The 14,021-nt window shown below is 64.8% G+C and carries 12 protein-coding genes; 5 read left to right on the top strand and 7 right to left on the bottom strand.

The window, feature by feature from the left end; all coding sequences use genetic code 11:
- Positions 1-9 precede the first annotated feature (9 nt).
- The gene (locus F2P46_RS06860; protein WP_208296531.1) at positions 10-354 is read left to right on the top strand and encodes a hypothetical protein; all 345 of its coding nucleotides are present in this window, start codon (positions 10-12) and stop codon (positions 352-354) included.
- Positions 355-371: 17 nt separating this feature from the next.
- On the opposite strand, the gene F2P46_RS06865 is transcribed toward F2P46_RS06860, so the two are convergent.
- Positions 372-1,283, bottom strand: coding sequence for a LysR family transcriptional regulator (locus F2P46_RS06865; RefSeq protein WP_208296532.1), 912 nt, complete (start codon positions 1,281-1,283; stop codon positions 372-374).
- Positions 1,284-1,331: 48 nt separating this feature from the next.
- Entirely contained in the window at positions 1,332-3,680 is a 2,349-nt protein-coding gene (locus F2P46_RS06870; RefSeq protein ID WP_166886610.1) for a S8 family peptidase, read from the bottom strand.
- A 248-nt stretch (positions 3,681-3,928) separates the two neighbouring features.
- Here F2P46_RS06870 and F2P46_RS06875 point away from each other — a divergent pair, with 248 nt between their 5' ends.
- The 3 genes from F2P46_RS06875 (at position 3,929) to F2P46_RS06885 (ending at position 6,179) form a co-directional block, all read left to right on the top strand.
- The gene (locus tag F2P46_RS06875; protein ID WP_166886613.1) at positions 3,929-4,567 is read left to right on the top strand and encodes an NAD(P)-dependent oxidoreductase; all 639 of its coding nucleotides are present in this window, start codon (positions 3,929-3,931) and stop codon (positions 4,565-4,567) included.
- Between the two features lie 105 nt (positions 4,568-4,672).
- Positions 4,673-5,224, top strand: a complete 552-nt coding sequence (locus F2P46_RS06880; RefSeq protein WP_166886615.1) for an NAD(P)H-dependent oxidoreductase — start codon at positions 4,673-4,675, stop codon at positions 5,222-5,224.
- 52 nt (positions 5,225-5,276) lie between these two features.
- Positions 5,277-6,179, top strand: coding sequence for an ion transporter (locus tag F2P46_RS06885; RefSeq protein ID WP_166886618.1), 903 nt, complete (start codon positions 5,277-5,279; stop codon positions 6,177-6,179).
- 2 nt (positions 6,180-6,181) lie between these two features.
- Here the strand turns inward: F2P46_RS06885 and F2P46_RS06890 are convergent, their stop codons facing one another.
- Positions 6,182-8,551 (bottom strand): TonB-dependent receptor, encoded by a 2,370-nt coding sequence (locus F2P46_RS06890; protein ID WP_166886620.1) that lies wholly within the window; start codon positions 8,549-8,551, stop codon positions 6,182-6,184.
- Positions 8,552-8,970: 419 nt separating this feature from the next.
- Positions 8,971-9,699: a hypothetical protein gene (locus F2P46_RS06895; protein WP_166886623.1), complete on the bottom strand. Its 729-nt coding sequence runs from the start codon at positions 9,697-9,699 to the stop codon at positions 8,971-8,973.
- A 392-nt stretch (positions 9,700-10,091) separates the two neighbouring features.
- Here F2P46_RS06895 and phaP point away from each other — a divergent pair, with 392 nt between their 5' ends.
- A complete protein-coding gene (gene phaP / locus F2P46_RS06900; RefSeq protein WP_166886627.1) occupies positions 10,092-10,775 on the top strand; it encodes a TIGR01841 family phasin in 684 nt (227 codons plus the stop codon).
- Positions 10,776-10,905: 130 nt separating this feature from the next.
- Here the strand turns inward: phaP and F2P46_RS06905 are convergent, their stop codons facing one another.
- From F2P46_RS06905 to F2P46_RS06915, 3 genes are all read right to left on the bottom strand, one after another.
- Complete coding sequence (locus F2P46_RS06905; protein ID WP_166886630.1) at positions 10,906-12,108, bottom strand: acyltransferase family protein; 1,203 nt, start codon at positions 12,106-12,108, stop codon at positions 10,906-10,908.
- Positions 12,109-12,212: 104 nt separating this feature from the next.
- Positions 12,213-12,926, bottom strand: coding sequence for a LytTR family DNA-binding domain-containing protein (locus tag F2P46_RS06910; protein ID WP_166886633.1), 714 nt, complete (start codon positions 12,924-12,926; stop codon positions 12,213-12,215).
- Positions 12,914-13,969 carry a sensor histidine kinase gene (locus F2P46_RS06915; RefSeq protein WP_166886636.1) on the bottom strand — a complete coding sequence of 352 codons (1,056 nt, stop codon included), beginning with the start codon at positions 13,967-13,969 and terminating at the stop codon, positions 12,914-12,916. Before F2P46_RS06915 ends, F2P46_RS06910 begins: the two co-directional genes overlap by 13 nt.
- Positions 13,970-14,021: the final 52 nt, after the last annotated feature.

Here is a 14,021-nt window from a genome sequence, read left to right on the forward strand (position 1 = left end):
ATGCAAGCGATGGGCTACGATTTCCACATAACACGCAGGGAGTTCTGGGCTGATGAACATGGTCCGGCGATCTCGTTGGCGGAGTGGCTGGACTACGCGTCTGGCGATAGCGAGATCGAACCCGATCACGAAAATCCAGGGTCCGAAAACTGGCTGGTGGTGTCGCACGCCGAGAAATGGCCGCTATGGTGGGAACTTGGCGAGGTTTATACAAAAAATCCTGACCCGGCGGTCATTCGCAAGATGATCTCCATCGCGAGGGCGCTCGATGCGCGTGTCCAGGATGATGACGGTGAAATCCACAGCGAAGACCCCTTCGATCCTGCAGACGCGGTTCGGGGACGATCAATATAGTTTGCCGCTTGCGTCTCTTACGGCGCGCTCAAGAACTCGCGATAGAACTCGATAAATGCGCGCACCCGCGCCGGCGCCTGGCGTCCCGGCGGCAGCACCGCGTACATGCCGCCGCGCGGCAGCGACCATTGCGGCAGTAGTTCGACCACCGTGCCCGCCTCGAAGCTAGCGCGCAGGGTTTGCCCTTCCATCACCGTCACCCCGGCGCCTTGTTCGATCAGCGCCAGCAGCGCGGCGGGCGAGTCGACCTGCAGGCGCGAGTTGGTGTGCACCACGGCCTGGACGCCATCGGCGCCGGCAAAGGTCCAGGTCAGCGGGGTGCGCATCAGCGACAGTGCCACCCAGTCGTGTTGCGCCAGGTCCTGCGGCGTGGCCGGATAACCGCGCCGCTCCAGGTACGCTGGCGAGGCCACCACATGCTGCGTGAACTCGCCCAGCTTGATGGCGCGCTGGGTCGAGTCGCGCAGCCAGCCCATGCGAAACGACAGGTCGATGCCTTCGGCGACCATGTCGGCCACCTTGTCGGCAGTACGCACATCGACCGTGATGCGTGGATGGCGCTCCATGAACGCCACCAGCGCCGGGCCGATCGAGTGTTCCACCTGCAGCGCGGTGGTGGAGATGCGCAGCATGCCGGACAACTCGCCCTGCTCGCTGCCGGCTTGCGCCAGCGCGTCCGACAGGGCGCGCAGCAAGGGCTGGCACTGCGCATGCAGCGCGCGTCCGGCCTCGGTGGGCGCCACCTGGCGCGTGGTGCGGGTAAACAGCGACACCCCCAGCTGGCGTTCCAGGCGCGCGATCTGCACGCTGATCCGGGCCTTGGCCACGCCCAGGCGCTCGGCCGCCGCCGTGAAACTGCCCGCTTCGGCGACGGCGTCGAAGATGGTCAGGCTGTTCAGGTCAATCTGGTCGAGAGGCGCCATGGGCATTGATAAGGATCGGGTAACAATCCATTATCGTCCATGACGCCCGGCGTATCAATTGCCTTCGCGCCTGGGCTCCAGTTGCCAGGTAACCCTGCCGATTTCCTCGCGCTCGAACAACTGGCGCACGTAGACCTGGAACGTGCGTTCGCGGTACTGCTCCGGGATCTCGACCAGCAGGCGCATGGCCATGCGCGACTTGGCGGGAAACGGCACCTCGCCGAAAGCGGTGCGCCCGCTCGCATTGATCGCCAAAAAGGCTACGCGGCGCTCGCTGTCGATCTTCACGCGCCCGTACTGGCGGCGCTCGCGCAGCATCTCGAAGTACACCAGCGGCACTTCCAGCACTGCCCGCGCGCCTTCCGGCAGGCGCGCCACCACTTCCAGCGCCATGTTGCGGGCGCGGTCCGGGGCGCCGGGCGCAAGGAAGGCCAGCGCCTTGAAGCCGCGCGGCAGCGTCGGGTCTTCGACGTCGGGATCGTTGTTCTCGACGTTGAAGTTACGCCAGGTGACGTTGTTGTTCTCGCGGATGAAGCGCCGGAAGTTATCGAAGTTGAGGAAGTCGGCCGGACCCGGCGCCGGGTCGCCCGCCGTGCCCACCAGCCCGACGAAGCAGTAATGGCCCGGTGCGGGAATGCCGGCCTTGGCCCACACCAGCGCGCTCGATACCGTCAGTTGCTCGCCGGTCGGCACGTTCGGCAGGACCGTGGCGCCGACCAGGTTCCACAGGTCCGGCGTGATCAGGGTGGCCACAGGCGCCCAGTACACGGTGGCGTGTACGTTGACGGCGGCGGAGCCGCCCTGGTTCAGCACCCGCACATAAATATAGTTGTCCTGGCCCGCTTCGGCCTTGTAGCCGAGGCCCGCATTGTTCTCGGTGCCGCTGCCCGCGCCGAAGCTGGCCTGCGGCGAGGGCACGGGCGTGGGCCGCAGGATGATGTCCGGGCTGGCCGAGATGGCGCCGGTGTGCGGCAGGCCCGTATCGCCGACGAAGTCGCGCAGGTACACGTCCGGCCCGGCGTTGAAGAAGGTGTCGAAGATCTTGCGCAGGTTCGGCATGACGCGGATCTGGGTGGTTTCGAGCGCCGAGGGCAGGGTGCCGGTGGCCGGGTCGCTGAGCACTGCGCGCATCTGGCGCGGACTGAGCCGGTAGCCCAGCTGCGCCTGCGCGCGCCCCTGCACCGCCAGCGCCGCGCCGGTGACGATCGGCGAGGCGCCCGAGGTGCCGGAAAAGCCCGTGGTGTAGGCCGTGGTGGAGCCGGCGTCGTTCGACGAGCAGGTGTTGATGCCCTGGCCCCAGGCATAGCAGTCGATGCGCTTGCCGTGCGGGCCGTAGGCCAGGCGCGTGTGCGGCGCGGCTGAACTGGCGGCGGTGACAATGATCGCGCCCGAATCGCGGAACTGTGGATTGCCCGGATCGCGGTGCAAGATGGCCTGGCCGCCGAGCGTGGTGTAGGTATCCATGTTCAGCGCCGGCGTGCCGCCGTTATTGGTGCCGTTGCCGCCCGCTTCGACCACGATGATCCCGAGCGCCGTGGCCAGGCGGATCGCCTCGTACTCGGCATCATAGGCTTCGATGGGGCCGAGCAGGGCGGTGCCGTTGAGCGCGACCTGGGCTTCGAGAAGCAAGGTGTCGCCGAAGGCGAGGTTGGTGATGGCGGCGATGACGGCGTTCGGGCGCGTGCTGCCGTGGAAGGACACCACATTGACCGAGGCGATGTTGGGCGCAATGCCGACGCAGCCGATCGCGTTATCGACCGCGCAGATTTCGCCGAGCACCGAGGTGCCGTGCGCGCGCGAGGTGTCGAGCAGGGTCCCGTGCAGCAGGGTGGCGCCGTGCGCGGCCAGGTCTTCGTGATTGAGCGTCCAGCCGCGTTCGAGGTCAATGAAGCGCTGGCCGGCGCCGTCGCCGCCGGTAAAGGTCCACGCGTATTCGGCGTCGATGCCGTCCGGTGAAGGATCGAGGTAGCCCTGGTTGACCGAGCGCGGATCGTTGGCCGCGTTGACGGCGGGGTCGGGGCCGCCCTGGTCGATGTAGGCCGTCTGGACGCTGTTCCAGCGCAGCAGTGTGCGTACCAGTTCGATCAGGTCGGTCTCGGGCGGCGCGTCGACATAATAGAAGGTGTTGAAGTCGGCCGGCCGGTAGGACGTGTCCGTGGCGGCCGCGCGCCGCTGCAGCTCGCGCAGGTCGTCCGATTTGAGCACGGTGAAAACGGGGCTCAGTTTCAGGTCGGGGAACTGCGCCAGGAGGCGCCGCCATGGGCCGATGCCGGTGTTTTCGATCTGCTCGCCCAGGTCGGGACGGTCGGCCAGGCGCACCCCTTCGCGAAAGCGCACGACCACGCGCGGCCGGTCGTAACTCGCACTGTTTGTCCTGCCTTGCAGACTGCTATGCTTGTCCATGCTGTGCCTCCTGTGGGTGGCGCCCCGCACCGCGCGACGACACGGTTTCATGCGCTCGGTCAGGCGTGTTGTCGATAATCGGCGTTATGCCAGCGTCCGCTTTGCGTCAGCGCAAGCCGCCTTCAAATTGTCCAGTCCGCTGCATTGATAAGAAAGCGGTAACAATGAAATGCGCAAGACACTGTTTATCTGATCAATGCTTGCTGGCATGATGCTCTCCATACCAACCCAACAGCAGGAGCATTGCAATGAACATCGTTTTGATCGGCGCCACTGGATTTATCGGCACAGCCTTATTGAATGAAGCACTCAACCGTGGCCATGCCGTCACCGCGCTGGCGACCCGTCCCGACAAGCTGGCCGCGCGCGAGCGCCTGACGGCGCGCAAGGCTGACGTGATGGACGTCGCCGCGCTCACCGCGCAACTGGCCGGCGCCGACGCCGTGCTGGCGGCCTTCAGCGGCCACGCCCAGGGTGATGTGCAGTCGTATTACCTGTCCGGCGTGCGCAATATCATCGCCGCCGTCAAGGAGGCGCGCGCGCCACGCCTGCTGGTCGTCGGCGGCGCCGGTTCGCTCGAGGTCGCGCCTGACGTGCAACTGCTCGACACCCCAGGCTTTCCGGACGCGTACCGCGCCAGCGCGGAAGGCGCGCGCCAGGCGCTCAATCTGCTGCGCGACGAAGCCTCGCTCGATTGGACCATGCTCAGTCCCGCGGCGATGATTTCGCCCGGTGAGCGCAGCGGCGTGTTCCGCCTCGGCGGCGACCAGTTGCTGGTCGATGGCGCCGGCAACAGCGCCATTTCGGTGGAAGACTACGCGGTGGCCATGATCGACGAGCTGGAAAAGCCGGCGCACCGCCGCCAGCGTTTTACCATCGCCTATTAAGCCTTCCGGGGGTGTTCGGGAACGCGCGCGCGTGGTACTGTGAAAATTGTTAAGATTTGCAAATCACGCATCGCCGACCAACCAACCACCCCCGAAAGGACCACCATGGCCTCACGAAAAATCGCCGTCATCATTGGCAGCTTGCGCAAGGACTCCTTCAACCGCAAGGTCGCCAAGACCCTGATGCTGCTGGCGCCGCCCACGCTGGAAATGGAGATCGTCGAGATCGGCCAGCTCCCGCTGTACAACCAGGACGACGACGCGGCGCCGCCGCCGGTCTACACCGAATTCCGCGACAAGCTCAAGGAATTCGACGGGGTCCTGTTCTGCACTCCCGAATACAACCGCTCGGTGCCGGCTGCCCTGAAAAACGCGATTGACGTCGGCTCGCGTCCGTACGGCCAGAGCGCCTGGGGCAGCAAGCCGTGCGCCGTGGTCAGCGTGACGCCGGGCGCGCTCGGCGCCTTCGGGGCCAATCATCACCTGCGCCAGTCGCTGGTGTTCCTGAACATGCCCGCCATGCAGCAGCCCGAAGCCTACCTGGCCAATGTCGCCAGCCAGTACGACGGCGACAACCTCACCAACGACAGCACCAAGGCCTTTTTGCAGAAGTTCGTCGACGCCTTCGCGGTCTGGGTCGAACGCCACGCGGATTAATTGGAACGGGGCGCCGCCCGGCGTCCCTCGTCCGTGCTACCCTGCCGGCACCATGACCGACACCACCACGCCTGCCGCCGCGGACATCGCTCCGCACACGCCGCCTGTCTTCGGCAAACCCGATAGCGGGCTGCGCCGACGCATCTATACGATCATTTTCGAAGCCGATACCAGCGCCGGCCGGCATTTCGACGTGCTGCTCGTCGCCGTCATCCTGCTCAGCATCGCCGTGGTCATCCTCGACAGCGTGCCATCGGCGACCGGCGCCATCAAGCGCCCGCTCAATGTGCTGGAGTGGACCTTCACGCTGTTGTTTACGGCCGAATACATCGCGCGCCTGTGCTGTGTGCGCCATCCATGGCGCTACGCGACCAGTTTTTTCGGCGTGATCGACCTGGTGTCGGTGTTGCCGACCTATTTTGCGCTGCTGGTGCCGGAAGCGTCGGCGTTCCTCGACATCCGCATCCTGCGCCTGTTGCGCATTTTCCGCATCTTCAAGCTGACGCTGTACATCACCGAATACCTGCGTCTGGGCCGCGCCCTGCGCGCCAGCGGGCGCAAGATCCTCGTGTTCCTGTCGGTGGTGATGATGGCGGTGCTCATTTTAGGGACCGTGATGTACGTGGTCGAGGGACCGGAAAACGGCTTCACCAGCATTCCGATGGCGATGTATTGGGCCACGGTGACCATGACCACGGTCGGCTACGGCGACCTGACGCCGCAGACCAACCTGGGGCGCCTGATCGCCGCGTTCATGATGCTGCTGGGCTGGGGCGTGCTGGCGGTGCCGACCGGGATCGTGACGGCGGAGATGACGTCGCAGCGAATGAACTGGCGGCCGACCACGCGCACCTGTCCGTCGTGCCTGAGCGAAGGACACGAGCCGGATGCGAAGTACTGCAAGGATTGCGGCGAATCCTTGCCGGCCTACGAATACGATAAGACCACCGATTAGCCTCAGAACCTGAAGCTGGCCCGCGCGTAGTAATACCCGCCGTTGATCCCGATCGGCGAGAACGACGGATAAATCGTCACCGCGCCGTTATCCAGGTTGGCCCGCTGCACCGCCAGGATCTGCGGATTGACCATGTCCGGATATGCGTTGAACGGGTTGTTCGCCCCCACCGACAGCGTCCACTCGCCGGTAAGCTTGTAGCCCACTTCCAGATCCGTGATGGCCTTGGTCTTGACCTTGGTTTCGTAGTAGGTGCGATTGCCATCGGGCGAAAACAGCTCCGACGATTGGCCATACACCGCTTCGCGCAGGTTCACCGTCCAGTCGCCCATCTTCCATAAGGCGCCCAGGTTCACGCGCATCCTGGGCGAGGCGCTTTCGATGTGCGAGACCGCCGTCTTGTCCAATAAAGTCTGCGGCCGCAATTGCGCCGGCGCCTGGTTGATCCTGGTGACCTTGGTCTGGTTGCAGTTGGCCGCCAGCGACCAGTCGACCTTCCCGTAGGCGCCGTAATTGCTCGCCGTCGTCGCCACCAGCTCCATGCCGCGGCTGCGCGTGTTGATCGCGTTCGAGAAGATGTTGATTCCTGTTTCCAGTACGGTCGGATCGAGCACATTGCCGTTGGCCAGAATGGCCGCCGTCACCGCTTGCGCGTTGACCGAACCGCCCGAGCCATATACCGCGCCGCTGCCGACGATACGATCGCGGATACTGATCTGGTAGCCGTCCACGGTCACGGTCACGCCAGGGGCCGGAGTAAACACGAAGCCGGCCGACAGGTTGGTCGACGCTTCCGGTTTCAAGCCATCGATGCCGATCAGTTTCGCGCCGGCCGAATTGGGCGCCAGTTGCACGAAGGCGCTACGCGGCGTCACGTTGGTGGCGGAGTAGTAGGACTCAGCCAGCGTGGGCGCGCGAAAGCCGTTGCTGAAGGTGCCGCGCAGCCCGAAATCCGGCGTGAAATCGTAGCGCGTGGTCAGCTTGGCGACCCTGGCCTTGCCGAAATCGCTGAACTGCTCGTAGCGCGCCGCCAGGTCGACTGTCAGGTCCTTGATCGGCTGGCTCGACGCGTTGATGTAGAAGGCTTCGTTGTGACGGCCATGCCTGCCGGCGTCGGTCAGCGAAAAGCCGGGGTAGGACTGCGAGCCTTCCTTGTAGCGCGACGCCGGCTCGCCGGCCACGATAGCGTAGCTGTCGCGGCGCTGCTCGGCGCCGATGGCGAAGGTGAGCGGCTTGGCCCAGCCCAGGCCGAACTCGCGGCTCAGGTCAAGGTTGTTGGTCCACTGGCTGGCCTTGAACTGGCCCGCCGCGAACGTTGTCGGCGACGAACCGGGGTCCAGGAACAGCGAGACGTTGACTGAGGAATCGACGCCGATCCTGGTCACGTCCTTGCCGTAGGTGGTGGAGAGATCCCAGTTCCAGTCGCCGAAAAGCTTGCCCTTGATGCCGGCGGTGGCGGCATAGTCTTCTTCGTCGAAGGTTTCGAGCGGGCTGAAACCGTTCGGGTAGACCTGTGGCAGGCGCTTCGGCATGCGGTAGTTCTCGAACGCGCGCGCTTGCTTTTTGCCGAAGGTGGCAAAGCTGTAGAACGAGGTGTCCGGCGCGATCCCGAAACCGAAGTTGGCGGCGCCCACGTGCTGGCGATACTGGGCGTCGCCCTGGATCTTGTTGAGATTGGGGTAGCCCGGCGCATTGAGCAGGTTCGGTTGCGCCGCCAGCGTGCCCTTGTCGAGCACACGCGGATCGATCCCGCCACGGTTGCTGAAGCCGTGGTATCTGGTTTCGGCGCTCAGGCTCAGGAACGCGCCGCCAAACGGCGCCAGGCCGATGTTGGCCGCGCCCGCGCCGGTGTGGCCGCCGCCATCCTGGTAGCGGCCGCCGTTCACGTTGCCGGTCGCGCCGCGCTGGTTCGACTTGAGGATGATGTTGATGACGCCCGCGATGGCATCGGTGCCGTATTGGGCCGCCGCGCCGTCTTGCAGCACTTCGATGTGGTCGATCGCCGACATGGGGATGTAATTGAGGTCGGCCGCCGCGCCGCCCTGGTAGGCGCCGGCCAGCACCGACAGATTGGCGGTGCCGTGGCGTCGTTTTCCGTTGATCAGTACCAGGGTGTTGTTCGGACTGAGGCCGCGCAGGCGTGCCGACAGGGTCATCGCGGCCATGTCGCGGCCGAAGGCTTGCACATTAAACGAGGGCAGGTTCTGCGCCAGCGCCTGCATCAGGTTGGGCGGGCCGGTCCGCCCGAGGGCGGCGGCGTCCAGCACCTGGATCGGCGAGGCGCTGTTCTCGGCTTTCAGGCCGCTGGCGCGGGTGCCGGTGACGATCACCACGCCGGACGCCGGACGCCGGGCTTTGTGCCCCGGCGCCATCGTCGGTTTTGCCGGGCGAGGTCTGCGCGAAGGTGATCCCGGAATGCAGCACAATAGTGGCGGCGACGCTTTTCTTGAGTGTGGCCTTAAGCATGGAATTCCCTTGGAAGTGAACAGTTGAAATCGGCGCGACATGGAAACGCGCGCCGGCGCATGCCTGGTCGTTGGAATGCTGCTTTCAAGCTATAACTTTTCAGGGATGGCCATATCGATTTCGATCAGGCAACCGGTGATATGCAACAAGGGTACTCGGCAGATTTGTGCATGTGCAACACTTGTCGCTTGTCAACGACAGGGATGCGACTGCGGCCGCTCAGATTCAACGGGCCAATAAAAACGGCCCCGCGAAGGAGGCCGTTATTGCTTCAGGTGACTATTTTTGATGCGCCGCACCACACCCGTCTGCTGCGGCGAACGGCTCACGCCGATGCGCTCGCGCCCGGTGCATCCTTTTCGATCCAGTAATTGAACTGACCGAAAGTCGGCAAGCGGTCGGCCTCGTGCTGATCGAAAAAATCTTCGATCATCTGGCGGTACGCGCCGCGCCGCGAGAACTGCGCGTGGGTGGCGCTGTAGCGCGCCACGGCGGCGTGAAAGGTGCGGCGGATGCCGTCGTCGGCGTTCAGTCCCGGATGAGTGCCGGCCTTGCGCGGGCGCCCCCGTTTGACGCCGGCGCTGGAGCCGCGCGTCTTGCCCGGCGCGCCGGAGTTTTTATAGTCCGGCAGCAGCGTATCGGGATGCTGGCCGCGCTCCCAGTAGCGCCGCAGGTAGCGGTAGATGGACGGGTGCGACACGCCGTGCAGCGCGCTTTGCGCCATCACCATGCGCCCTCGGTGGCGCGCCTGGTAGATGGCCGGTTCGTCGGCGATCAAGCCTTGCACCACGGCCCACGCGCGGTCGCGCACCTGGCGGTGGCGCGCCGGCAGCAGGGACGCATCGCCGCGCGCCGCATACGGGTCCACCGGCATCAGTTGCGCGCGCCGCGCGCCCAGGTCGGCGTGCAGGCAATGCAGCGGCGCGAGCTCGGGATGCGCGCCTTTCACACCCACGTCGAAGGTGTAGGCCACGCTGGCGGCGCTGTCGATCCACAAAATGCGGACCGTGCGCGCCTGCGCCGGGTAATAGAGCAAGTCGTTCTTGAGTAGCATCGTCAACGCTCCCTTGTTTGGTTAATAGTATGCATAAAAGCAAGTTCCGTGCCATGCCAACAAGGTGCTGCCAGCCCCTTGGCCGGCCTGATAATCCGGCCGCGACGGGCATGCTTTTGGTGCGATGCAGCACAAACGCACCATTTCAAGACAGAAAGCAGTTGGGAACATTGCCGACTTGAACACGTTTGATATATATCAAACTCCCACGGTGTTTGTCCCCTAGCCTAGTGACTCGTGCTGAAGACGATCTGGCGCATCGTTTTGATTGGCGACAAACAGTCTTCACCAGGCATGCGCTGCGGCGGCCCGCTAAACGGTCAGCTGAACAAGGCCGCTTATCGCCGCGCCGCAACTTCTTGTATTTGATTAATTACATAAAAGAGGACTACATGTTTCCATATTCGCAATCGGTAACTCCTGCTGTGCGTACCCACCTCGACGCACAGGTATCCTTCCTCAACGATATGTCGAAATCGTTGTTCAATTCGTTCCAGCAACTGTGTGCCCTGAACATCCAGCTGACCCAGACCTTGCTGGAAGAAACCGCCATGACCAGCCAGCAAATTCTGACGGCCGACCGCCAGAGCGACGTGATCAGCGCTGCCGCCTCGCGCGCCCAGCCCGCCACCGAAAAACTGCGCGCCTACCAGCAGCACATCTCGCGCGTGGCGGCCGATGCGCAGGTCGAACTGGCCCGCGTGACCGAGCAGCACGTGCAGGAAACCACCCGCACGGCGCGCGCCCTGGCAGATGAAGTGGCACGCGTCGCTTCCGAAGAAACCGAACGCAGCATGCAAAACCAACAGGAGAACATGCGCAAGTTCAGCGATCCGTTCACGCAACAGGGCGGCGCCTGGCGCGGTAACGGCAGCACCGAAGTGCGCGGCAGCACCAGCATGCAGAGCGGCCAGAACGGCAGCGCGCAGGGCGGTTCGGCAGGCAGCAGCCAGAGCGACCAGCACGGCAGCATGCAAGGCAGCAGCGCGACGCACGGCACCAGCGCGTCGCCGGCAGGCCAGTCCGCCAGCACGGGTAGCAAATCGGGTGGTGCAAGCACTGGCAAGAACACCTGAACAGCAAGGCATCACCAATCATAAGCGCGAGGGGTGCGCCTGACCGGCACAGGGCCGGTCGGAATTAGCAAGACCGTTGCCGGGGAGGGCTTGTTGCCCCCGCCGGCAATTTGGTGCGTCGTGACCTTGTTCATTGCGTCATCGCTTCCTGCGCGCTTCGCTCGGTCTTTGCGGGTGCTTGCATGGGGGTGATGCCGAACAGCGGCCGCAATACGCGTGAACGTCGCGCGACTTCGGCGATGGCAAAACTGAGGCACAAGGTGAGCACGATCAACACCAGCGCTTCGATGACGGGCGCGAGCTTGGCCGGCGCGATTGCATGTGCCATCACGACGATCAGCGTCTGGTGCACGATATACACGGGGAATACCGCCTGCACCAGGTAACGCCGGTTGGCGCTGTCGCGGTTCAGGTGACGGTACGCGAAACCGACTACGGCAACGATGGCGCTCCATGAGAACAGCGAATACAGGATGCGCTGCAGATTCCACATCTGCTCCAGCGCTTGCGCAATGAACAAGCTATCCGGCAGCGCGAAACAGATGGTCAGCGTTGCCCAGCAGGCCGCCGCGATGCCCAGTGCGCTCCAGCGCAAGGGCTCGAGGCGCGGCCAGAACTGCGGCGCCCGGGCCAGCGTGGCGCCCAGCAGGAATAGCAACACGTAGTTCGCGTGGTTGAACCAGTCGTCCACCAGCGCGTGGGTGGTTGGAAAGTAGGGCTGCAACAGCAGACGCACCATCGCCAGGGCCACGAACGGCAGCACAATGATCTTCCAGCCCACCAGCAACGCGGCCACGCGCGCGGCCAGCCGGTCGACCCTTCCGCCCAGCGCCGCCACCAGGCCACCGAGCACCAGTGTGTACACCCACAGATAGGCCACGAACCACAGGTGGTTCCAGGTGGGCAGGTCCAGGCAATCGTCGCCCTTGCAAAAGCCGTGGTAGGCGCCCAGGTACAGGCGCATGAAGTCGGCGTAGCTTCCCTGGTAGGCCAACTTTCCCACCACCTCCAGGTAGGCCTGCGGCGGCACGATCACCAGCATGCCGAACACCAGCGGCACCAGCAGGCGCACGCTGCGTTGGCCCAAAAAACGGGCGGCGCCGGTTTTCACCAGCATCAGGCTCGAGGCCACGCCCGACACCATGAACAGCAGGCCGAGTCGCCACGGGGACGAGAGCAGCATCAGCGGTTCGATGGCGTCGCTGGCGAAGGGGCTCTTGACATGCCAGTCCCACGTCACGTAATACATGCCGACGTGGTAAAGAATCAGGACGAAAAAAGCGATGATGCGGACCCAGTCGAGAAACCAGAGTCGGGCGGGAGAAGTTGTCATGGCGCGCTCGCAGGTGAAAAAAACCGAGCGTGAATCAAGGCCGGTCGGCACGCCACAGGAATGTGGCGAGCCGGGATGACGGTGGGGCGAAACGGCGCACTTACTTACAGGCGATCCATCACGGCGCCCCGGTACTGGCGGCTGCAGGGCACGCGCGCGCCGTCGCGCAGCACCAGTTCGCAGTCGCCCTTGTCGAGCGTCTCGACCCGCTCGATCCAGGCCAGTTGCACCGCCGCGCGGCGATGGCAGCGCATGAAGCCCGGTCCCAGTTTGACCAGCAGCCCGGCCAGCGTCTGGCGCATCAACGGATGGCCCGCCGTGTGCAGGATGACGTAATTGTCGGCCGTTTCGATCCATCCGATCTGGTCGGCGCGGATCACGCGCGTGACCCCGCGTTCGGTCACCAGCAACTGCCGCAACGCGTGCTCGCCGGTGAAGGGGGGCAGGGTTTGCGCACAGCGCGCCTGGAAGCGTTCGCGCAGGCGCTGCATGGCGCGCCGCAGGCGGGCCTGGTCGTAGGGCTTGAGCAGGTAATCGATGGCGTTGGCGTCGAACGCCTTGAGCGCATACTGATCGAAGGCGGTCGCGAAAACGATCAGCGGCGCCGGCGCGGGCAAGGAGGCGGCCAGTTCAAGGCCGCTCACTTCGGGCATCTGGATATCCAGGAACAGCGCGTCCGGTACGAACGCCGCGATCCGCTGCATCGCCTCGACCCCGTCGCGCGCCTCGGCAATGGCGTCCACGCCGTCTTCCTGCGCCAGCAGGTGGCGCAGTTTGTCGCGCGCGGGGCGCTCGTCGTCGACGATCAGGATGCGCATGGCACGGTCATTGTTGCGCGCACGCCGGCCGGCGCAAGCGGCGACAGTTCCATGCTGGCGCTGTCGCCATACAGCGCCGCCATGCGCTCGCGCAGGTTGGACAGGCCCACCCCCGGCGACGCGCCTGGCGCCAGTGCGCCGATATCGTCGTCCAGCGTCACCACCAGCAGCTTGCCGTGGCGGCTGGCCGAGATGACGATGCGGACCGTCTCGCGCCGCTTTTCCACGGTGTGCTTGAAAATGTTTTCGAGCAGGGGCTGGATGCTCATCACCGGCACCTGGCAGTCCAGCGCAGCGTCGTCGATGCGCCATGCGATGCTCACGCGCTCCGCGAAGCGCTCTTCCATCACGCGGGCGTAGCCGCGCACCAGCCGCAGTTCGGTCGACAGCGGCGCCACCTGCAGTTCGCCCACGTCGAGCGTGGCGCGCAGCACGTCGGCCAGTTCGATCAGGGTGGCGTCGGCGCGCGCGACGTCGGTGTGCATCAGGGACGAGATGGTGTTGAGCGCATTGAACAGGAAATGCGGCTGCATCTGCTGGCGCAGGCGTTGCAGGTGCGCCTGGCGCAGCAGGGCGCTGGCTTGTTCGGCGCGCAGCTTTTCTTCCAGCAACTGCTGGTACGACAGGATGCCGAACACCATCACCGTGAACAGGCCGATGAACGACGACAGCTTGAGCGATTCGTAGACAAAGGTTTCGACCCAGCCTTCGTGCTCGTAGCTTGCCCCGGCCAGCGCATACACGCCATGGCGGATGCCGAACGCGATCGGCACGAAGGCGACCCAGTACATCGGCAAAAACAGCGCCTGCAGGCCGAACCAGCGCCAGGGCGTCGCCAGCAGGTAGTCGTAGGGGCGCGTGAAGCGGCGCTGGATCGCCAGCAAGAACGATGCGGCCACCATGGAGGAGCTTTCCCACAGCACCGGCTGCCACAGCCTGGTGCCACCGTCGCGCAGGTAATCTTCGATGGCGACCGATACCAGCAGTGACCAGAACAGCAGCCAGGCGACGCCGATGACAATGGTGGAGCGTTGTGGTCGCATGAGAAGGCTGGTGTGTGCGATGCGGGGGCTGGTCGAAGCGCTGATGATTGCG

Origin of the sequence: Massilia sp. CCM 8734, from assembly GCF_011682155.1 — a bacterium.
Taxonomy (GTDB): domain Bacteria; phylum Pseudomonadota; class Gammaproteobacteria; order Burkholderiales; family Burkholderiaceae_D; genus Telluria_A; species Telluria_A rubra.